This is a genomic window from Bengtsoniella intestinalis (assembly GCF_039719005.1).
Taxonomy (GTDB): Bacteria; Bacillota; Clostridia; order Oscillospirales; family Oscillospiraceae; genus Oscillibacter; species Oscillibacter intestinalis.
This window is the reverse complement of record NZ_CP133584.1, coordinates 3,296,914-3,318,203: the sequence shown is the minus strand read 5'-3', so window position 1 is coordinate 3,318,203 and position 21,290 is coordinate 3,296,914. Positions and strand designations below refer to the sequence as shown.

The 21,290-nt window shown below is 49.6% G+C and carries 17 protein-coding genes and 2 pseudogenes; 6 read left to right on the top strand and 13 right to left on the bottom strand.

Translation table 11 applies throughout. The features are described 5' to 3' along the window. The 5 genes and pseudogenes from RFF05_RS15850 (at position 1) to RFF05_RS15830 (ending at position 5,662) form a co-directional block, all read left to right on the top strand. The gene (locus tag RFF05_RS15850) at positions 1-1,155 is read left to right on the top strand and encodes a uroporphyrinogen decarboxylase family protein (RefSeq protein ID WP_409967993.1); all 1,155 of its coding nucleotides are present in this window, start codon (positions 1-3) and stop codon (positions 1,153-1,155) included. 68 nt (positions 1,156-1,223) lie between these two features. Beyond that, positions 1,224-1,910: a FadR/GntR family transcriptional regulator gene (locus tag RFF05_RS15845; protein WP_409967992.1), complete on the top strand. Its 687-nt coding sequence runs from the start codon at positions 1,224-1,226 to the stop codon at positions 1,908-1,910. A gap of 238 nt (positions 1,911-2,148) precedes the next feature. Further along, entirely contained in the window at positions 2,149-3,177 is a 1,029-nt protein-coding gene (locus RFF05_RS15840; protein WP_409967991.1) for a hypothetical protein, read from the top strand. A 93-nt stretch (positions 3,178-3,270) separates the two neighbouring features. Next, positions 3,271-4,373, top strand: a pseudogene (ulaG, locus tag RFF05_RS15835) (L-ascorbate 6-phosphate lactonase). 161 nt (positions 4,374-4,534) lie between these two features. After that, positions 4,535-5,662 (top strand): anaerobic sulfatase maturase, encoded by a 1,128-nt coding sequence (locus RFF05_RS15830; RefSeq protein ID WP_409967990.1) that lies wholly within the window; start codon positions 4,535-4,537, stop codon positions 5,660-5,662. Between the two features lie 152 nt (positions 5,663-5,814). Here RFF05_RS15830 and RFF05_RS15825 read toward each other — a convergent pair whose 3' ends face one another. From RFF05_RS15825 to RFF05_RS15765, 13 genes and pseudogenes are all read right to left on the bottom strand, one after another. Further along, complete coding sequence (locus RFF05_RS15825) at positions 5,815-7,185, bottom strand: IS4 family transposase (RefSeq protein ID WP_409966964.1); 1,371 nt, start codon at positions 7,183-7,185, stop codon at positions 5,815-5,817. A gap of 145 nt (positions 7,186-7,330) precedes the next feature. After that, a pseudogene (locus RFF05_RS15820) lies at positions 7,331-8,022 on the bottom strand (sulfite exporter TauE/SafE family protein). A 34-nt stretch (positions 8,023-8,056) separates the two neighbouring features. Further along, a complete protein-coding gene (locus RFF05_RS15815; protein WP_409967989.1) occupies positions 8,057-8,248 on the bottom strand; it encodes a hypothetical protein in 192 nt (63 codons plus the stop codon). 102 nt (positions 8,249-8,350) lie between these two features. Next, on the bottom strand, positions 8,351-9,331 hold the full coding sequence (locus RFF05_RS15810) for a transketolase family protein (RefSeq protein ID WP_409967988.1): 981 nt from the start codon (positions 9,329-9,331) through the stop codon (positions 8,351-8,353). A gap of 1 nt (position 9,332) precedes the next feature. Then, a complete protein-coding gene (locus tag RFF05_RS15805) occupies positions 9,333-10,166 on the bottom strand; it encodes a transketolase (RefSeq protein WP_409967987.1) in 834 nt (277 codons plus the stop codon). A gap of 32 nt (positions 10,167-10,198) precedes the next feature. Continuing rightward, on the bottom strand, positions 10,199-11,695 hold the full coding sequence (locus tag RFF05_RS15800) for a lactate racemase domain-containing protein (protein WP_409967986.1): 1,497 nt from the start codon (positions 11,693-11,695) through the stop codon (positions 10,199-10,201). Positions 11,696-11,705: 10 nt separating this feature from the next. Continuing rightward, positions 11,706-12,551, bottom strand: a complete 846-nt coding sequence (locus RFF05_RS15795; protein ID WP_409967985.1) for a triose-phosphate isomerase — start codon at positions 12,549-12,551, stop codon at positions 11,706-11,708. Between the two features lie 26 nt (positions 12,552-12,577). Next, a complete protein-coding gene (locus tag RFF05_RS15790) occupies positions 12,578-13,393 on the bottom strand; it encodes a TIM barrel protein (RefSeq protein WP_409967984.1) in 816 nt (271 codons plus the stop codon). 8 nt (positions 13,394-13,401) lie between these two features. Next, positions 13,402-14,109: an L-ribulose-5-phosphate 4-epimerase AraD gene (gene araD, locus RFF05_RS15785; protein ID WP_409967983.1), complete on the bottom strand. Its 708-nt coding sequence runs from the start codon at positions 14,107-14,109 to the stop codon at positions 13,402-13,404. A 15-nt stretch (positions 14,110-14,124) separates the two neighbouring features. Then, entirely contained in the window at positions 14,125-15,630 is a 1,506-nt protein-coding gene (locus RFF05_RS15780) for a sulfatase-like hydrolase/transferase (protein WP_409967982.1), read from the bottom strand. Further along, the gene (locus RFF05_RS15775) at positions 15,627-17,132 is read right to left on the bottom strand and encodes a tripartite tricarboxylate transporter permease (protein ID WP_409967981.1); all 1,506 of its coding nucleotides are present in this window, start codon (positions 17,130-17,132) and stop codon (positions 15,627-15,629) included. The genes RFF05_RS15780 and RFF05_RS15775 overlap by 4 nt, the downstream gene beginning before the upstream one ends. A gap of 11 nt (positions 17,133-17,143) precedes the next feature. Further along, positions 17,144-18,499 (bottom strand): tripartite tricarboxylate transporter substrate-binding protein, encoded by a 1,356-nt coding sequence (locus tag RFF05_RS15770; protein WP_409967980.1) that lies wholly within the window; start codon positions 18,497-18,499, stop codon positions 17,144-17,146. Between the two features lie 19 nt (positions 18,500-18,518). Further along, entirely contained in the window at positions 18,519-19,910 is a 1,392-nt protein-coding gene (locus RFF05_RS15765) for a sulfatase (RefSeq protein WP_409967979.1), read from the bottom strand. Between the two features lie 303 nt (positions 19,911-20,213). Here RFF05_RS15765 and RFF05_RS15760 point away from each other — a divergent pair, with 303 nt between their 5' ends. Continuing rightward, entirely contained in the window at positions 20,214-21,266 is a 1,053-nt protein-coding gene (locus RFF05_RS15760; RefSeq protein WP_409967978.1) for a LacI family DNA-binding transcriptional regulator, read from the top strand. Positions 21,267-21,290 lie beyond the last annotated feature (24 nt).

The window sequence follows — 21,290 nt, the reverse complement described above, 5'->3', positions numbered from 1 at the left end:
ATGTTACCACGCGAACGGGTATGGACGACCTTAAACCATCAAGAACCTGACCGCATCCCTGTGGATTTTGCCTCCACCCACATCACTGGGATGCACCAAGAAGCTTATAAATCCATTGCGCTACCCATGGGGTTGCCTGTGGGGAAGATGAATTTCCAACGCTCTGGCACAGCAGAAATTGCCGAAGAAGTCTTGCAAAAAATCGGCTCTGACGTCCGTGGTGTATGGCCTAATAAGTTAGGTGAAGGCCACTGGGCTGTGAAGCAGTGGCACCAAGACAACGCCCATTACATCCTAGATGAATGGGGTGCCACTTGGAAAAAAGGGCTAGACGGCGAGCTGTATTACAGCGTGGTAGAATGCCCTCTGCCTCAAGAAGAGCTGGAATGGGAGGAATTGAAGGCCTATCCATACCCCACCTTAGACAACGATGCCAAGTTTGTGGGCATGAAAGAAAAAGCCAAAGCCTATCACGACGCGGGCTATGCCCTGTTTATCGAAAACCCCATGGTGGAAATCTTCCACTCCCAAACCCGTGTCCGTGGGTATGAAAACTTTTTCACCGATTTGCTCATCGAGCCAGAGATGGCAACCTACATGATGGCGCAAACAGAAGAACAAATGGAAGCCTACTATAAGCGGGTGCTGACAGAGCTCTCTGACTACCCCTTGATTGTCCGACTCAGCGACGACTTAGGCAGTCAATCCAGTTTGCTCATTGGTGCAGACTGCTATCGTGAGCTGGTGAAACCCTTTCACAAAAAACTCATTGACTTTATCAAAAGCAATGCCAAAAATGACGTAAAAATCTTTTTCCATAGCGATGGTGCCATTGACCCTGTCTTGCCAGACTTGGTGGACATTGGAATCGACATTCTAAATCCCATTCAATACACCTGCCAAGGCATGGACACCGCCACAGTGAAACGCAAATACGGCGACAAAATCTCTTTCTGGGGCGGCGGCATCGACACCCAAAGCGTGTTCAAAGAAGCCACTGTCCAAGGGGTGCGTGATGAAGTGCGCCGTCAAATGGATATCTTGGCGCCCGGTGGTGGATTTGTATTTTCACAGGTACACAACTTCCAAAAAGGCATGGACGTAGAAAAATTCTGGGCCATTTGGGAAACTGTGGAAAAATATGGAGCATATTAATATTTACTTTTATGGCACATTGATGTATACTAATCGGTGATAAGAGTTAAGAGGTTGGAGGACTATCCATGATTCAACGTAAAAATGTCTGCGATAGCTGTGTGGAGGAAATCATCACCAAAATCCGCAACAAGGAATTGGTGCCTGGCGACAAGTTGCCAAATGAAAAAGACATGGCAGAAGAATATGGGGTGTCTCGGATTTCTTTGCGAGAAGCCCTGCGGTATTTGTCGGCAAAAGGGTTGATTGTCACCCGTCATGGGGAGGGTTCCTTCGTCAACGAATACGACCCCAATATGATTGTGGAAACCTTCTACAATTTCTCCTTACTAGCCAGTGACCCCATTTTGGAGATGCTGGAAATCCGTAAGATTATGGAGACAGAATCGGCAAAGCTGTGTGCCAAAAACGCCACAGATGACGAAATCGCCAAAATCAAAGACTATAAAGAGCGCCGTGAGCGTACCACTGACCAAGAGGAGCGGTACGAATATGACCGCTTGTTCCATCTGGCCATTGCGCAGGCGTCCCACAACGATATTTTCATGCGGTTCATCGAAACCATTTACCGCACGGTGGAACTGCACCAACGTGGCTACACCAAAGATCAACGAAAAATCTCCAACACCACCGCCTTCCACAATGAGATTTTCACCGCCATTGAAAGCCACGACCAAGTGGCCGCTGCCGATGCCATGTACACCCACATCGACGATGTATTGCAAAGTTTCCAAGCAGAAGAAACCAAGGATTGAGTTTTTTCGAGAAGGGTAGGGGCGACCTGTGGTCGCCCGTGCTTGCAGATGCCCCAGACGTAGCGAGAAACCTGAACACCACAGCAACAGCCCAAGAATATCAAGGGCTGTTCTGTTTCAGCAAAAGAGGTCAGAGGACTTATCAGCTTGGGGTGTACAAAACGCTATCCTGCGGGCGACCACAGGTCGCCCCTACAATCGGTATCATTTTAACCGAACTACAAAAAGGAGAACCCTTATGAACGTCACAAAACAAGTGTTTGCAGAATTCGAAAAGCTGTATGGCCAATGCGTCATCATGAAAGACGGCAAGCCTAGCAAATATTTTGCCGCCGCCGAAGCCCAAGGCAGCTGCATCGCCATTGATGCGGTGGATGGCACCAACGAAACCGTTTGGGATGGCCCCGGTGGCACCATGACCCTGTGCCAAATCGGTGATAATGGCGATTTTTATGCCAATGAGCAATTCTTCCCCATTTTCCACGGGCCCGAGTGTATGTTGGTACACGGCACCCACACCGAAGCTGGCTATGTGATTACCCCTGTGCAAACCATTCCCTATCTCCACCGATTCGACGTGGTGAACGTGGGTGGTGAGCAGGTGTTTGTGGGGGCGACTCTTGCCAAATGGAAGGAAAACAAAGACGATTGGAGCCAACCCGGTGAAATTATGGTGGGCAAGCTGAACGCTGACCCCCGTCAGCCTATGGAATTGAAAATCATCCGCAAAGGCATCACCAAAAACCACGGCTTTGTCACCACCACCCTAAACGGCAAACCCACCATTATGATTACTGGCATTGAAGGTATTTTTGCCGTCACCCTGCCCGAAAAGTTTGAAGATGAATGGGACGTGACTTGCCTCATTCCCACAGAAACCAGCGAGGCCTGCACCGTGGATATTGACGGCGATGGGCAAGATGAAATCGCCATGATTGAAGGCTTCCATGGTCACCGCCTGGTGATTTACAAAGAAGTAGAGGGTCAATGGACGGAGATGTTCTCCAAAGACATCCAATTTGGTCACGGACTGTGGGGTGGCAAACTGTTGGGCAAAGACCGTCTCATTGCAGGCTGGCGCCAAGGCACCCAAGAGCTGACTTGCTTCACCCAAGAAAATGGCTCCATCCAAGAGTTTGTACTGGGTGCAGGTGGCACCTCTCAATTCACCGTCTGGGAAGATGAAACCGCCGCCTATGTGCTGTCCGCCGACCGCCAAGCCAAAGGGCAAATCGGACAACTGGCATTGTATACGATTACACAATAAGAAAATTTTAGATACCGTAGGGGCGGATTCTATATCCGCCCGCATCCACGAGGTATCACAAAACAAATAACAAAACATAAGGAGAACATGATTATGGCAGGATTTAACGATAACGCAGGCAAAGGCGATTTGACCAAGGTGACCAAGCAGGTCTGGCGAGACAACTGCTTCCCTGAATGGGGCACTTGGCTCAACGAAGAAATTGAGGACACTGTGGTGCCCGAAGGCAACTTCTCTATGTGGTGGCTGGGCTGTACTGGCACATGGGTGAAAACCCCCGGCAATGCAAACCTGTGCATCGACTTGTGGGTGGGCACTGGCAAGCGCAGCAAGCGCGCTTGGGATCACCCCTATAGCCAAGGCAAAAACTTCCAAATGTACTACATGAACGGTGGCCCCACCTATCAACCCAACACCCGTTACGTGCCCATGGTCATCGATCCCTATGAAATCAAGGAAATCGATGCCGTCCTCTCCACCCATATGCACCGTGACCACATCGACCAATATGTAGCCGCTGCCATTGTGCAAAACTTTGACGACGTGCCCTTCATTGGTCCCAAATTCAGCTGTAACATTTGGCGTTCTTGGGGTGTACCCGAAAGCCGTCTGGTGGAAATCCGCCCCGGTGAAAGCATTAAGATTAAAGACTTGGAAATTTTGGCTGTGGAGTCTTTCGACCGCACCGCGCTCATCACCGCACCCTTGCAATCCGAAGATATGCACGGCGTTTGCCCCACCGATATGGACGACCGCGCCGTCAGCTACATCATCAAAACCCCGGTGGTAACCTCTACCACAGTGGCGATTCCCACTTCTCCAATATGTACTACAAGCACGGTCGTGACCACAAAATCGACGTGGCACTGGCTTCTTTCGGTGAAAACCCTGCTGGTTGCACCGATAAAATGACCTCTGCTGACTGCCTGCGGATGGCAGAGTGCCTCAACACCCAAGTGCTGATTCCCTTCCACTATGACATCTGGTGCAATATGCTGGCTGACCCTGCTGAAATTGAGTATCTGTACCAGTTCAAGGCACCTCGTTTGGACTATCAATTCAAGGTGTTCATCTGGGCTGTGGGCGGTCAATACACCTTCCCCCAAGACAAGGGCAAAAAGCGTTTCATGTTCAAGCGTGGCTTCGAAGACGCCTTCACCGACGAACCCAACCTGCCTTTCCCCTCCTTCCTGTAATCAAAAAAAACGCACCACCACAGCCCATTATAATGGCTATGGTGGTGCGTTTGCACAGCATAGAACCAGACTTTTCCACTTTATGAAGAATTTTGTGGAAAACCCTGTTCGTTTCTGGTATACTCATACTAGAATAAATCTCTTGTTAGGAGGGCGCACCTATGCCACCCATTAGTGTGATGATTAAACCAGCCTCTGGGCTATGTAATCTGCGGTGTAAATATTGCTTTTACGCCGATGAAATGAACCACCGCGAAGTCCAAAGCTACGGCATGATGACCGAGCAAACCATGGAACAAATTGTTCAAAAGTGCATCGATTTTGCTGATGGCAGTAGCTGTCATTTTGGCTTCCAAGGGGGCGAACCCACCTTGCGAGGCTTGGATTTTTTCCGCCAATTCGTGGCCACTGCCACGGCGTATAATGACAAACAAAAAAGGCCTGCCGCCCTTGGCTACGCCTTGCAAACCAACGGCACCGTCCTTGACGAAGACTGGGCAATCTTTTTCGCAGAAAACCAATTCCTTGTGGGATTGTCTCTAGACGGCGACCGCTCTGCCCACGATTTGCACCGCGTAGATGACCACCAAAAAGGCACCTACTCCACGGTGCTCAAGGCGGCAAAGCTTCTGGAAACGCACAAAGTAGACTTTAATGTCCTCACCGTCATCACCGCCTATACTGCAAAGCACATTGGGCAGATTTATAAGTTTTTCATGAAAAACAACCTGTTCTATCAGCAGTATATCCCCTGTCTTGACCCCTTGGAAGAACCCCACGGATTGCACCCCTATTCCCTGACCCCAGCGCTATATGGGCAGTTTCTCATCCGTTTGTTTGACTGTTGGTATGCCGATCGAATGGCTGGGAACTTTGTCTACATCCGCTATTTTGAAAACCTAGCCGCCGCCATGCTAGGCCAGCACACCGAGGCCTGCGGCTTTATGGGGCGTTGCTCCTTACAAACGGTTATTGAAGCTGACGGCAGTGCCTATCCTTGTGATTTTTACATGCTAGACCAATATAAAATCGGCAATTTTAATGACGATACCATGGCGGAGATGAACGACCGCCGTGGGGACAGTGGCTTTTTGGAGCAATCTTTGCAAGGACTTGAAAAATGCCGCCAGTGCCAATATTATCAGCTCTGTCGCGGTGGCTGTCGCCGTGACCGCCAAAGCCAAGACATGGCCGTCATTGGGGAAAACTACTTCTGCCCCTCCTTCAAAGCCTTCTTTGCCCACGCCGCCCCTAAAATGGCCCATTTACTCCGCCAAAACAATCGATAAAAAATGGTGCTGTGACACAATTGTGTCACCAATGTCATTAAGTTAAGCTATTGAAACGCAAGAACAGCTAATAAAAAATCATCGGAATCTAAAAATGCGCAGGACAAGCAAGCAGATTTTTCAATCTGCTTGCTTGTCCTTATAACGTGGCATTACGCCAAGCGATAGAAAAAAGAGGTGTCGGTTCTGGGGTTCGTGTTGCGTCGCTTGCGTGGGTTTGAGGGCAAATTTCGCATGGGTGTTAGGTTTTTTGCGATGCAGGCTTCAACTTCGGCGACGGGTACATTCTTCCCAAAGAATTTACGACAAATTTGAGTGGCAACAGCGAAATTTATTTGATAAACCCGCTTTCTGGTAACTTTTTTTACAGCAATGCACGAGGTTATCAACTGTGTAAAATTGTATATAATCAACTTGGCGAAGATTTCTTGAAGAAGAAGCTTCGTCTTTTTGCTGTGAAAATACAGCAATCCGACGGTGAATTTCAAAGAGCGGAAGGACGTTTCGATACCCCATCGCTTGGCGTACAAATCCTTGAGGGCAGCAGAATCAAATTCACTTTTATCCAAATTTGTGGCAACCGTTTCGTAAGAATTTTCAGAAAGTTTAAAGCAAACGAGGCGAATATGTAACGGATATGGCTCGATTTTTTCATTTTTCTTTGTTTTGCAGGGTAAAAAATCAAATGGTGAACTATGGGCGATAAATTTCAGGTTTTGATTTTTGGCTTGCGCTGTTTGCTTGCGTGAAATGTGTAGCGTCAGTGAAACGTCAAACTCCTCACCAACAGGCAAAGATAATCCGTGACAAATACCGTTGCGTGAAGCAGAATCCTTCACTCTGACAAGGAATTTTTGCCCTCTTTCTTGCACATGAGCGAAATTATTGTACGATTCGTAGCCTCTATCAGCAATGTAAATGGTGGGTACTTTTGATTGATTACGTGCCACCATGGTGGCAAAGGCCTTGTTTTCACCCTTTTCAACCGTTGCATCCACGTAGGTTTTGCGCAAAATATCGTACATGGCGTTGAGGTGCAAAAGGTTAAAAGGCTTGGAGTCATTGGCCTTTTGATGGTAAGAATCCACTTCCTTTGGGTTGGTGGGAACGTGCAAACTAGAGCCATCCACAGCCAAAAGGCGGTAGCCACGGTGGGTGATGGGTTGGTTTGTTTCGGCAACAAATTGGTGGAATAAATCCTCGAAGGCAGTTGATTTGATTTTGTTTCGTTGTTGCACAAAAGCGGATACTGTAGGTGAGGATGAATGTATGCCGAATTGTTCGGATAATTCCCCATATAGTGTTTTTCCTGTGAGAGATAAGGTTGTTTCAATTACTTTTTCAAATGGTAACTTCCTATTTCGGGTGAAGTCTTTTTCTGGATTTTCAGCATATTTTACAGCGTTTTGCGAAAGGGCTTTTATGGATTTTTTTAGTGTTCTTTTTATGTTTTTTGTTGTGAATGTCATGTGTGCATCTCCTTTGTTATCAGCGTTATGCTCAATAACAAGGGTCGCCTTCATTGACTTTGGTCAATGAAGGCGACCGCACATTTTTTTGTAATTGTCAAGCTTTTTTTAAAAGGTTCTGGGTGTTTTTCTTGTAGCACCCAGGCTTATCTTAATGACATTGATTGTGTCACAGCACCATTTTTTTACGCGATTCAAATCATAGCAAAAGGGACACGCCTGAAATACAAAGCAGCACATAAACCATCTTCAAAAAGGTTGCACGATCAATTTTCTGCGCCAATTTTGTCCCCACATAGGTGGCCAAAATCAGCGGTACAATCCCCCACGCAATCAGCGTTAAGTTGTAACTGCTCAGCAATCCATTTCCCACTTGTGTCACTAGCAACGCGATATTCATAACCACCCACACACTGGCAACGGTGGCACGGAAGGCATCTTTATCTTTGAGGACAGCCGCCGCGTAAATCACCAGCAACGCACCCCCGAAACAAACATCCCGTGTATCAGCCCAGCCCCCACCAACACAGCGTATTGTCCAGCCACATTCAAATTGGTTTCTTTAGAGCCCAACAAATTTTTCAAGCCCACCCCAATGATGACACAGCCATACACTTGCAGTAGCACCGCCTCTGACGGCACATATTGGCAGATAACCACGCCCACCACCATGCACGGCAGCATCACAGCCCAAATTTTCAGTGTAATGCGCCACTGGATCTGCCCACGCCCCAGCCATGCAATGGCGGTGCAAGAAAATAGACCCATGCAGTTGAGCACCACTTTGGCATTGCTCAACCCCAGAAGATAAGCACAAGGCGGCATAGCCAGCACGGTGCCAGCAAAGCCTGTGATGGCTTGGATGGCATTGGCCAATGTGATGACCACCATAAAAAGAATCGTTGTCATAATGAACTCCTGTTTGTCAATGGCGCAGGTCGCCCCCTGTGGCAGTGAGATTTCCAAAAATCAAGGTATTGATGTGGTCAAAAATACCATAGCCCAAAGGCGTGGTTTTGCCATCTGCTACCTTGTCAATCTTGACCAGCCACCAACGCGCCACCCATGGTGCGAACACAACCGTGGAGATGGCCACAGGGCAACGTAACCTCCACACCCATCCACATCCTTTACCAATTGGATTGTATATTTTGTCATTGTACCATGCGCTCACATGATTGGCAACGAAAAAAAGCGTGAGAGGGGTATTTGCGTGTTCTTATTTCCGTGCCAGCGCTTTTTTCACAGCTTGGATGATATTTTCAGCACGGAGGCCATATTCGTCCATCAAGAAATCTTGCTTGCCCACTTGACCAAAGCGGTCGGTGACGCCCACAAATTCTTGGGGAACAGGACTATTTTGAGCCAAGCAATTGGCCACGGCAGAGCCCAAGCCATTGATCACACTGTGGTTTTCCACGGTGATGACAGCGCCTGTCTCCTGTGCAGATTTGATGACCAAATCATCGTCCAGAGGCTTCCATGTGAACAGATCAATCACACGGACGCTGATGCCTTCGGCTTGCAAAGCTTCGTAGGTTTTCAGGCTTTCATCCACCATGATGCCAGAGGTGATGATGGTGGCTACGTCGTCGGTATTTTCGTGGAGTACAATGCCTTTGCCCACTTCAAATATCATGGCATCGTCGTAAATTTTCATCACATCTTTGCGGACAAAACGGCAATAGGACACGGTGTCAATGTCCGCCATGGCACGGGTCACAAAGGCCAATTGAGCGTAGTCGCAAGGGTCAAACACCACAGCTTCTGGGATGGAGCAGTACATACCGCCATCTTCAAAGGGCATATGGGTGCCCCCGTTGAAGGCGGCGCTGACACCGGGGTCAGACCCCAGCACACGGATGCCAAGGCCTGCATAAGCGGCAGACATATACACTTGGTCATAAATGCGGCGAGAGGCGAAAATGCCGAAGGAATGGACATAGGGCTTCTTCCCTGTTGCCGCCAAACCAGCACACACACCAGCGGCATTGGCTTCGGCAATGCCAGCTTGGAAGGCGCGCTCTGGGTATTTTTTTGCCAATTGCTTGGTGTTGACACAGCCCATCAAGTCGCAGTCCACATAGCAGATGTCTTTGTCGGTTTCCATCATTTCATTTAAGGTGTTTACCAAGGCATCACGGCAGGCACGGCTGTCTTTTTCGTGTTTTGCCACTAAAAATTCTTGTTTCAATTCCATGTTAGTTGCCCTCCTTCGCATCGTCATATACCTTTTGAGCCACAGCAATCGCTTCCGCCCATTGGTCTTTATTGGGTTGAGAAGAATGGTCGCTAGGCTTGGCAAAAGCGGCACCCTTGCCCTTGATGGTGTTCAACATAATGGCAGAAGGCACGCCTTTTTTGGCGTATGCGTTTTGGATGGCGGTATAAATGGCGTCCACGTCGTGACCGTCCACCTCTTGGGTGTACAGGCCAAAGCCTTCCACCTTGCGGGTGAGAGAGCCATGGTCAAGGATGTCGGCGGTGGCACCGTCTAGTTGATAGCCGTTGTTGTCAAAGATGACCACCACGTTGTCCAGCTTGTGAGCCACGGCAAAGTGGAGCCCTTCCCAGACTTGGCCTTCATCGCTTTCACCGTCGCCCACCACCACGAAAACGTGGTTGTCGCGACCGTCAATTCGGTTGCCCATGGCCGCACCCATGGCGGTAGACACCCCTTGGCCAAGAGAGCCAGTGGTCAAATCCACGCCGGGGGTCAGCTTGCGGTCAGTGTGGCTAGGGAATTTGGTGTGGGGTTGGTTCAGAGTATAGGCCTCTTCCAAGGGGTAGAATCCCATGAGGCCATAGGTGGCGTAGGCCGCAGGGCCAGCATGACCTTTAGACAGCACCAACCAGTCACGGTCTGCCCAGCGTGGGTTTTTGGGGTCAAACTTCATGACTTCGCCATACAGCACAGCCATCAACTCTGCCAAATCCACAGAGCCGCCCACGTGACCAAAGCCTAGAGAGCCAATAATTTTCAAGGTTTCCAACCGAATTTGTGCGGCCAGAACATTACACTTTTTTGTATCCATTTTAATCTCCTTTTTTCTGACTTCTATCCAACTTAACCGCCACAGGGGAAGGCAGGTGCGCTGTCACGGCTGTGGCTGTTTTGGGTGGCATCTTTCATGCACAGGTGCACAGAAGAGGTGGTGAACGCACCGGGTAATGCCAAAATGTTGGGGCTATCGCCTACGTATTTCTTCATGGCATCTTTCAAAGCTTCTTCAAATGTAGCACGGGTTTTCAGCCCCATGCCACGGGCAATGCCAGTGTCACGAGCGCCCACAATGTAGATAGCGCTGGTGTGCTCTTCTGCCAAATGACCACAGGACATCATGGAGAAACCATGGAAGGGATGGAATGCGTTGCAATAACGATATTGACGGATGAATTCTTCATTTGTGGCGAAGAATTCACCGTAACGGTTCATGTCAGGCAGGGTGTTCATGTAGTCTTTTTGGAACATTTCGTAGAGTTCCTTGGCATAAGGCCAGCGTTCGTCGTGGAACCAACCATCGCAGACGCTGGAGCAAATGAACACGCACTTGTCGCTAAGCACACGCTTGTGGCGAATGACCTGAGCGGACAGGGCTTGCATCATTTGGATGGGGTTGGTGCCCATGCCGTTGCCATAGTGGAAGGCGGTGGGCATACCAAAGACCACCACGTCATACTTCTTTTCAGCCCAGTGAACGTAAGTGCGCTTGTCAGCCACCTTCCAGCTCTCAGGTTGCATTTCGTTGGCCCAGCCGCTGTGGATGGCGATTTGACGGGCTTTGCTATCCAGAACAGCGTCACAGCAGAAGAATTTCTTGCCCATTTTGTCTTCCATGTACATCCCTTGGGTGTTGAACTTACTGCGCATTTCGTTGTTGGTAGACACAGGCACAAATTCGGGCTTGTGCATGACTTTGGGGACGTGATGGGCGGAGATGCTCTTCCAGTGGGTGATGCCAGTGGAGCAGTGCTTGTAACCGCCAGAGTAGCCACCGTAAGGGTTGCCCATGGCGTGACCCACCAAAATGGCAATGTCAGCGTTATAAACGCGCTTGTTCATGATGACGTGGTCGCCGTTGGGGGCGATGCCAAGGTCAATCAAGTCGTCATAGTTTTCGCTGTCATGGCTATCGATTTGGTTGGTGTGATAGAATTGGTTGAACAGGTTGTCGCCCAAAATGGCCTTCATTTCACCAACAGTGGCACGGGAGTGCAAGCCATTGGAAATCATCAGCAGCACGTTTTCTTGCTTCACGCCTTTGCTGTACAGTTCGTCCAGAGCGGCGGTGATGGCCACTTTGCGGTGGGCGGTGTCATGAGTGCCACCTTTGACGATGTCGGGGATGATGAACACCACGGTGCTATCGGGGTTTGCGTAAGAAGCCAGAGGTTCCATGCCGATGGGGTTGCGTATGGACTCCAAGGTTGCGGCATACAGAGACTCCCAATCTTGGGGCAGGCAGTCGGGATCAGCCACGGTGACACCGGGGATGAACACATCAGTACTATCGGGCAGGGTTGCGGACATCATGCCAGTACCATACTCAAAATCTAATTTCATAGTCATTTCCTCACTTATTCATATATAAACGGATGATTTCCAGATATTCTGCAGGGTAAAAGCCAATTTCTCCAGCGAAACGAGTCAGGGCGATTAAACCGCCGTCAATTTCAGGGATGGAGGCCAACATTTGGGCATTGTCAGTCTTCAAACCGCCACCGTAGACCACGTCCATGCCATTGGTTTGTGCCTTGACAAACTGGGCAATCTTGGTGATGTAAGGCTTGTCAGCAGGGGTTTTGCCGGGACCAATGCTCCAAATGGGTTCGTAGGCGATGACCACATTGGCGGTGTCCACACCGTCTAAACCGATGGATAGTTGGTTGCCCAACACAGTTTCCCAAGTGTCCAATTCTTCGCTTTTTTCACCGATGCAGTATAACACGGATAAGCCTTGGGCTTGGGCGCATTTGATTTCTTGGTTCAGCAGACGGTTCACAGCGGCGGCGGCTTCGCTACCAGTGATGCCAGCTTCTGCCAGAATGCCCATTTTGTCGTTGCGCTCTTCGCAGTGCCCAATGAGGACGGTCTCAGCGCCAAGTGCATTGGCAGCGGCGGCAGGCAGATTGGTGGTGAAGGCACCGAAGTTGCCCCCCACTGCCACGTCACCACGATACACCCCTTGGGTGCCGATTTTCAAGGCAGAGTCGGCTTTTTTGGCACCCACAGCCCCTAAAACATGGGCTTCTGGGAAGTACATGGCAAATTCCACGTCACTGGGGTCGTATTGGCTCAGGCCATCTTGGGTACCTTCTACAATGGTTTTGCCCCAGTCAGCCAAGGGGGCGATGCGGTTCACGCCACCCATTTGGGCTGGCACATCAAACCGCTTGAGGTTCAAGAAAATATGCTTCATAGTGAGGTCTCCTTTATTAAAATAAATTAGGCACAGGTTTCTTTCATATGCTTGAAAAAGGCGGACCCTTCTTGGGCACAAATCTCAGTGGTGGGCTTGGGTAAGGCTTCTAAGCAGAGGTAACCTTTGTAACCCAAAGCATGGAGCAGGCGGTAATATTGTGCCATATCCAGATGCCCCATGGACGGTGCCAGACGGTTGGAGTCTAAGAAGTGGATGTGCTTGATGAGGGAAAAACTCTCTTGCAACATACCACCGATGGACGTGTCTTCAATGTTCATGTGGAAGGTGTCGGCCATGATATACAGCTCTAAACCGCTTTGCTTGATGTAGTCAAGGCACTCACAGACAGAGTTGATGGTGTTGATTTCGTAGCGGTTGATGGGCTCAATCAGCAGGTCTACGCCAAGAGGTTTGGCGATTTCCAATAGCTTGGCACAAGAGTCGGTGTAGCGTGTATAAAACGCTTCCAAGGTTTCGTCATCGCTTTGATTGCCACGGACAAGCCCCAGAGACACCATACCACCAGCCTTGGCGGTGTAGGCGATGATTTCACCGATACGACGGATGCACTCAGCGCGGACAGCAGGGTCTTTGTCACCCAAAAATAGCCCTTGCCCTGCCAGTGCCGCAGGCATCACCACGCCTACCCCCAACTTGTGGGCTTTCAAACGTGCCAACGCCTCTTGACTGGCTTGGCTGTGTGGGTCGTCTACGAACAAATCCACACCGTCATAGCCTAAAGATGCAATTTTCGCCACGTTTTCTTCGGTGGCCTCAGAAAAGAGAACAGGCATCCCCTTTTTAGCAGGGAACACAGACAAAGATACAGAGGTTTTCATAAAATCCCTCACTTTTCTTTGGATTGGTAGAAGTAGGAGTTGGCGCCGTGCTTACGCAGGAAGTGCTTATCTAGCACGTAAGATTCCAGCTTAGGTGCCTTGGGTGCAATTTGCTCGGTGAGCAGTGCCATGCGAGAAAGCTCTTCCAAAATCACGCTATTCTCAACAGACGCTTCGGGGGTGGCACCCCAAGTAAAGGGGCCGTGACCGCCCACGTTCACACCGAACAGGTGCATGGGGTCGATGCCACGTTCTTGGAAGGTTTCCACCACCACATTGCCCGTTTCCATTTCGTAATTCCCTGCCACTTCTTCTGGGGTCAAGGCTCTGGTGCAGGGAATATCGCCATAAAAATGGTCAGCGTGGGTGGTACCATAGGTGGGGATGTCTCGCCGTGCTTGGGCCCAAGCAGTGGCGTAGGTGGAGTGGGTGTGGGCGATGCCACCGATGGCAGGATAGGCCTTGTAAATGGCAATGTGAATGTCCAAATCCACAGAGGGAAGCAACCCTTTTTCCAAAATATTACCGTCCAAATCAGTGACGCTCATGTCGTCTGCCACCAAGTCGTCGTATTCTACACCACGGGGCTTGATCACGATGACGCCTTGTTCGCGGTCAATCATGCTGACGTTGCCCCACGTATAAAGCACCAGTCCACGGCTCACCAGTTCTAAGTTTGCTTTGTAAACACGCTCTTTCATTTCTTGAATGGTCATATCGTTCAATCTCCTTTAAGGCTTTTTATCGGCACCAAGGATTTTGGTGCGGACAGCGGATACCATGGGCATCCCTGTGTCGTATTCTAATTGTCGGGGTTCGTATTCTTCGTTTTCCAGTTGGCGGACATAGCCAGCATTGCGGAAGGAAGGCGCTTTGTCCTCTCGCCAAGGGCGGCACGCCCATTGGAACCCACGGTAAATGTCTCGCGTGGTGTCCATCTGCGCCAGTAGCACATCGTGGAGTTGGTTGCGGATGGTGGCATGGTCAGCGCTGTCGATGAGATTGTGTACCTCGGCAGGGTCGGTGTCTAGGTCGTACAGTTCGTCACTGTCTAGCAGGTTCACCACCAACTTATACCGTCCGTCAAACACCAAGCGCATAGGTTGGAAGCCACCGTTGCCATCTTGAATCAGCTCGTAGCGCGTGAACTCAGAGAAGACGTAATCGTTAATCTTGGTGGTGCCGTCTTGGATTTGAGGGAGCATGCTTTTGCCGTCTAACCACTTGGGCAGTGGCACGTTCATGTAGTCCAAAATGGTGGGCACCACGTCAATGTGACTGGCAGGATGGTCAACCACACCAGTGGCACCGCCCTTGATCATCAAGGGAATGTTCAGCACTTCTTTGTAGCCACAGCTGTTTTTGGAGTTGATTTTGTGGTTCCACAGCATATCCCCATGGTCGGCGGTGTAGATAATCAGGGCATCGGGGCATTTTGCGTAAACTTGTTCTAAAAACCGTCCGATTTCGCTATCTACATAGGAGTTACAGCCTAAAAACAGGCTCAAACTATCAGATGCCACGTTCAATTCAGAGCCAGTCAGGTTCTTCTTTTGCCCTGACCAAAGCCGCTGCATCAAAGTTTTGGTGTCTAAGTCATCATCAAAGTTTTCGCTTACTGGCAACTTATACCCATCGTACATGGTGTTATACGGCGCAGGGCAAATGCAAGGGCCGTGGGGTTCGTCGTAAGACAGGGTGAAGAAGAAATCTTCATCGCTATGGTCATCTAAAAAGGACAGCGCTTTGTTGGTGCAACGGTGGGCAAAGGTCATATCCTCTGTCCAAGTGGGGTCGAAAGAGGTTTTGCTTTTCCGAGAACGACGGCGGTCTTCTTCGCTCATTTCTTCCAAATACCGCCGCATATCGTACCAATAGTTCTCATCCCACCCTTCTGGGCAAATACCTGTGCCGAAATAGTCGCCACCGTCCAAGTGCCACTTGCCCACATAGGCGCAGTAGACGCCGTTGTCGGTGAGCCGTTGCCCCACGGTTTTCACGTTTTCATACAGGCCACAGCTGTTGGTGACAATGCCGTTGGCGTGGGGGTATAATCCAGTGAAAATAGAACCACGGGCGGGGGCACACACGGGCTGACAGGTTTGGGCGTTGGTATAGCGCAGACCTTGGGAAGCCAACTTATCTAGGTTGGGTGTGTGCATCCCATCATTGCCGTAGCACCCCAGCATATCGGTGCGCTGAGTGTCTACCATGATAAAAATTACTTGTTTTTTCATGCGCTCACCTTTTGTGCTTTCAGATATTTGTAGCTGCGGCGCACCATAATCACCACAGGGATGATGATGGCCAGCAGGACAAACACGGTGCCAAGAGAAGGTGTGGTGATGGCATCTACGAAAGAGCCTTGATAGGTAATCATGGCCTTGCGGTAGTAGCTTTCCACGGTGCCACCCAAGGTGAAACCCATGACGATGGGGGCGGCTTGGAAGCCGTTTTTAATGAGCACCATGCCCACCACTGCCAAAATCAGCATCACCACCACATGGAAGATACTGGTGTTAACCAAGTACGCACCCACCACGCAGAACACAGCGATGACAGGGAACAAAATGTACTTAGACACAGAAATAATACTGGCAAACCAACGAATTAACCCTGCTTGAATGACAAACATAAACACGTTGGCAATAATCAAGGCGATGAACACCGCTTGCAAAATGTCGGGGCGTTCGGAGATAATCAAGGGGCCAATGGTGACACCATGGACCAAGAATGCACTCATAATCAGCGCCACAGGAGAACTACCGGGCACACCCAAAGCAATGGCAGGAATCATAGCACCGCCAGAGACAGCGTTTTTAGCAGCTTCTGGGCCGATGATGCCTTCTGGGCAACCAGTGCCGAACTTTTCGGGGTTTTTGGAAGCCACCTTGGCACGGGAGTAGGTCACCATGCCAGCGGTGCTACCGCCCAAACCGGGGAGGATACCAATGACGGTGCCCAGTACGCTGGAGCTAATCATGTTAAACATGTGGTGGCGTACTTCACCGAAGGAACGGATGAACCCACGGATGGAGAAGTCGCTATCCACGCTTTTTTGCATGGTCAAAGACTTGTTGGTGCTATAAATAATCTCAGACAGAGCGAACACACCGATGATGACAATGACAATGTCCAGCCCTGCGCTCAGTTCGTAAAACCCGAAGGTGAACCGAGATTGAGACACAATGGGGTCGGTGCCAATCATGGCAAGCAGTACACCAAAACAGGTGGCCATCATGCCTTTTAAAATGCTACCGTCTAGCAAGGTGGAAATCAGTGCCAGAGAGAACAGCGCCGCACCAAAGTATTCCCAAGGGCCAAAGCCCAAGGCGAAGTTTGCCAGACTACTGGTCAAAAATGCCAGAATGATGGCAGAGATTAAACCGCCCACCAAGGAAGAGATGGTGGCAAGGCTCAGCGCCCGCATACTCTCGCCACGTTGCGCCATGGGGTAACCATCAAAGGTGGTGGTCACCGAAGCGGCAGTGCCAGGGATGTTGAGCAAAATGGCGGAGATAGAACCACCAGACAGGCCACCGCAGTACACTGCCAGCAAAAAGCTGATGGCAACAAACATTTCCATGTCATAGGTCAAAGGCAGAGCCAGTGCCAGCGCCATAGCAGTGTTCAATCCGGGGATACAACCAAACACCAAGCCCATCAGCACACCCAGTGCCATCAAGCCCAACAAGGTGGGGTCAAGGAAGTAGATTAACAATTCTTGTAAACTCATCATATCACGTCACCTCATAGGATGCCCAAGGGGCTCACTGGCATGAGAATGCCTGCCACTTGGGTGAAGAATAAGTAGGAAACCACGGAGAACACCAAGCTCAGCCCTGCTGTTTTTAGCACCAGTTTGGTGGGCAGTTCAGGATAGACTTTCCGTCGCAGATAGAGCACCATCACCGTTAAGTAAATGGTAGTGGCGAAGGTATAGCCAATGAGTTCAAACACAAAGGCAAAGGCAAACAAACTGAGAACGAAAATGGGCACATTGCCTTTGAACAGGCTCACCAGCTGGGGTTTGAAGGCCTCTTTCATGTACTTTTTGCGAAGAATTTCCAACACTGCCATCACAGCAATGGCAATGGCCAACACTTTTGGAATGGTGTAAGGGCCATTGTAGGGGTCAAGACTGGTGATGTCGCTAAGCCCCATTTTGTCAGCCAAGTCGATGATGTTGGTCAAAGAGGCATCCATAATGGCAATGTAGCTTTCGGTGTCTTGGTATTCCACGGTATAGCCTAAAACAGCCATGCTTTCCACAAAGTCTGGGTCGGTGCAGGCACGTTCCACTGCTGCGGCAACGGTTGCCACCACATCGTCTGGCGTGCCTGCTGGTGCCCAAACACCAAAGGACAGTTGATAGTCATCTTCCAAGCCCAACTCTGCAAAAGTGGGCACATCGGGCATAGACTCTAAGCGTTCATCAGAGAACACTGCCAAACAGCGGAAGTCGCCAGAGTCTAAGTACGCTGTATTCAGCGACACAGCCGTCACATAGGCATCCACACGACCGCTGAGCAGTTCAGGTTGCTGGGCTTGGTCACCACCGATGATGATGGATTGAAATGACACATCTTCGTAATCTTCAATGCCCATGACAGCGTAGTGATTCACAGTGCCAGTGGACACGCCCATTTTAATGGCGCCTTCTTCTGCGCCAGCAGCGGCGATGAATTCTTCATAGGTTTGATAGGGAGAATCAGAACGAACAAACAGCCCCGGTGTAGACACCACATACTGTGCTACCAATTGGAAGTCGTTGAACGTCAACTCAAAGTTGTTGGAGATATGTGCCACGTTCATGCCGTTGCCTGCCACCATCAAGGTGTAGCCGTCGTTGTCTGCATAATACAGCTCTGTGGCACCAATGGTACCCGATGCACCTGTGATGTTGGTGGGCACAAAACTAATGTCTTCATAATAGGTGTCAATCTCCGTGAATAAAGCACGGCCTGAAATATCAATGCCACCACCTGCATTAAAGGGGATAATCACGGTGACGTCACGGTTGGGATATTCTACGGTTTCGCTTTGACATCCAGTCAAGGTAAGTGCTAGGGCAAAGAGTACAATCACTGCATAGAGTCGGCGCATGGAAAAATCCTCCTACTATTTAAATCTCGTATTGGGCTTTTTGATAGGCATTGTCATAATCGGCAATGGCCTCTTTTTGAGTTTGGAAGTCTGGGGGCAATTGGTCACGTTGCAGTGACCAATCGTCGTGATACTGTGCCATCATGTCGGAGAGTTTGGCGCGGCATTCCTTGATTTGGGGGTAGAACTTAAAGTTATCAATGCAGTTGTACTGCTCCAGAGGGTCGGTGGTCAAATCGTAGTAAGCAAAGGGCACGTTGGCACGCTCCACATACACGGTGTCAGCAGTGCGGAAGCCACGCTCGGCATAGTTTTTGCGGTCAGGCTTATCCATCACGTCGCACAGTTCCTCTGGCACACGGAGGATTTCATAGTAGGTGTAGTCACGGAAGGTTTCGTCTTGTCCTTCTTTTAATATAGCACCCATGCTCATGCCATCCATAGTCTCTGGGACAGCGATGTCACACAAATCCAAAATGGTAGGGGTCACGTCAATCAAACTGTCCACCATTTGGGTGGGACGACTCCCAGATTTCACCTTGGCAGGATAGCGGATGAGCATAGGGGTGTGGGCGGAGGCATCGTAGAAGATGGACTTTTCATACATCCCAAACTCACCACACATATCGCCGTGGTCACTGAGGACGATGAACACCGTGTCGTCGTAGATGCCCTTTTCTTTCAGATGGTCAATCAAGCGACCAATTTGTTCGTCCACACATTTGACCATGCCGTAGTACATGGCGATGTACTCTTTGGCTTTTTTCTGGTGATGGGGTGGCACGGTGACAGGCAAGGTGATGTCATCGGCAGAGAACATGGTTTTATAGTCCTCTGGTTGCATCTCCACGGGTGGATGGGGCAAGCCGTAGCAAATCATGCCCATGAAGGGCTTTTCCTCTGCCAAGGAGCGGTCTACAAAGTCCATCAGGTGCTCTGTTTGGTACACGGGTTCAAATTTTTCGGATTTATATGGGGTTGGGTCTTCATTGCGGTAGTACAGGCTGTCAATATAATGGTGCCCACGACCGTAGCCAATCAGTTCATCGAAGCCACACCAGTATTCCTTAGGCACAGCTTCAAACTTTTTGCCACCATTTAAATGCCACTTGCCAATCCATGCGGTTTTGTAACCGTTATCCCCCATGATTTTGGGTAAGTAGTGAGGCAGGTCGGTAGCCAAGGGATAGTGGTTGGAGTACATCCCGTTTTTGTGGGGGTACAACCCCGTCATCAGTGATGCACGGAAGGGACAGCAGAGGGGATAAGACGAGTAACTGCGTTGGAAGTTGGTGCCCTCTTGTGCCAGTTCGTCCATGCGAGGGGTGTGGCTGACGGTGTTGCCGTTGCAAGACAGCGCGTCAAAGCGAAGTTGGTCTGGATAAATCAAAATCACGTTGGGTTGCTTCATAGGGGATCTCCTTCTCTTCTCTCATTTTCGGATTTTATCCGAAAATCATAGGACTTTGTTGTCATTTCTTATGGTGCAATACTACCAAGATATAGGAGAGTTGTCAATTGAATTTTACATATTTTTTACTCTAAAGCTATTTATTGGAGGGTTGCCCTATTTCCCCTATGTTATTTTGTTCATTTATCCGAAATATTCGGATTTCTTTCGGAAATAATTGCAATCATTTTCGGATTATGGTATAGTAAGGACAAGAAGAGTCTCCAGATTCCATTTTTACACTAAAAAAAGGAGTGAACCACTATGTCAACTACATTAAAAGACATCGCCGATGAAGTTGGTGTCTCTCTTTCCACCGTTTATAGAGCCATCAGTGGCGACCCTGTGAAAAAAGTCCGAAAATCCACCTGTGAGAAAATCGCACAGGCTATGCAGCGTTCTGATTATCCCTTAGATGCTGAGGCCACCGCCTTTTTGCAAACAACACTGGTACCTGTGATGCCAGTTGTGCCCACCATTGGCATTATCTTAGCCTCTCACTCCAAATCCTTCGCCCATCCGTTTTTCGCCGAAATGCTGGAAGCGGTACAAATCGAAATCGCCCGCAATGGGTTTGTAGTGGAATATGTGTTGGCTGAATCCGCCATGGGTGAAGACGCCTTGCGACAAATTGTAGCCACGCAACCTGTCTCTGGCGCCATTTTGCTAGGCCGCCTTGACCAAAGCTTGCTACAATTTTTAAAAAATGCCGTTCCTCATTTGGTATACACAGGCGTGAACTATTTGGAATACGACACCGACGAAGTGGTTTGTGACGGCGTGAAAGCTGTGGCCACCGTGTACGACCATTTTACCTCCTTAAACTATCCATCCATTGGCTACATCGGCCCAGTAGCGTCGTCTTTGGACTCTCGCAACGAGCACCATCGCCACACCAGCTATCTGCAGTGTTTGTCGCGCCAAGGTGCAACCCCAAATCACAATTGGATTGAAAATGCTCAAGACACTGCCGAAGATGGTTATCAAGCCATGCGGCGCATGATTGTGAACAACCACCTGCCTCGCGCCATTATCTGTGCCGCCGATACCATCGCCTGCGGTGTGCTCCGCGCCACCCAAGAAATGGGCATCCGTGTGCCCCAAGATGTGGCCATCGCCAGCATTGACAACATCAATATCGGTCAATTTTTCACTCCCAGTCTGACAACAGTAGAGATTTTCAAAGATGATTTGGCAAGACTCTCTGTCAATATGCTCAAAGATAAAATCGAAAACGGTCGCGCCAAAAGCGTCCGTTTGGATGTGCCCCACGAGTTGGTCATTCGGGAATCTTGTGGCTATCAAACAAACATATAAATAAAGAAAAAAGAAGGATTTTGT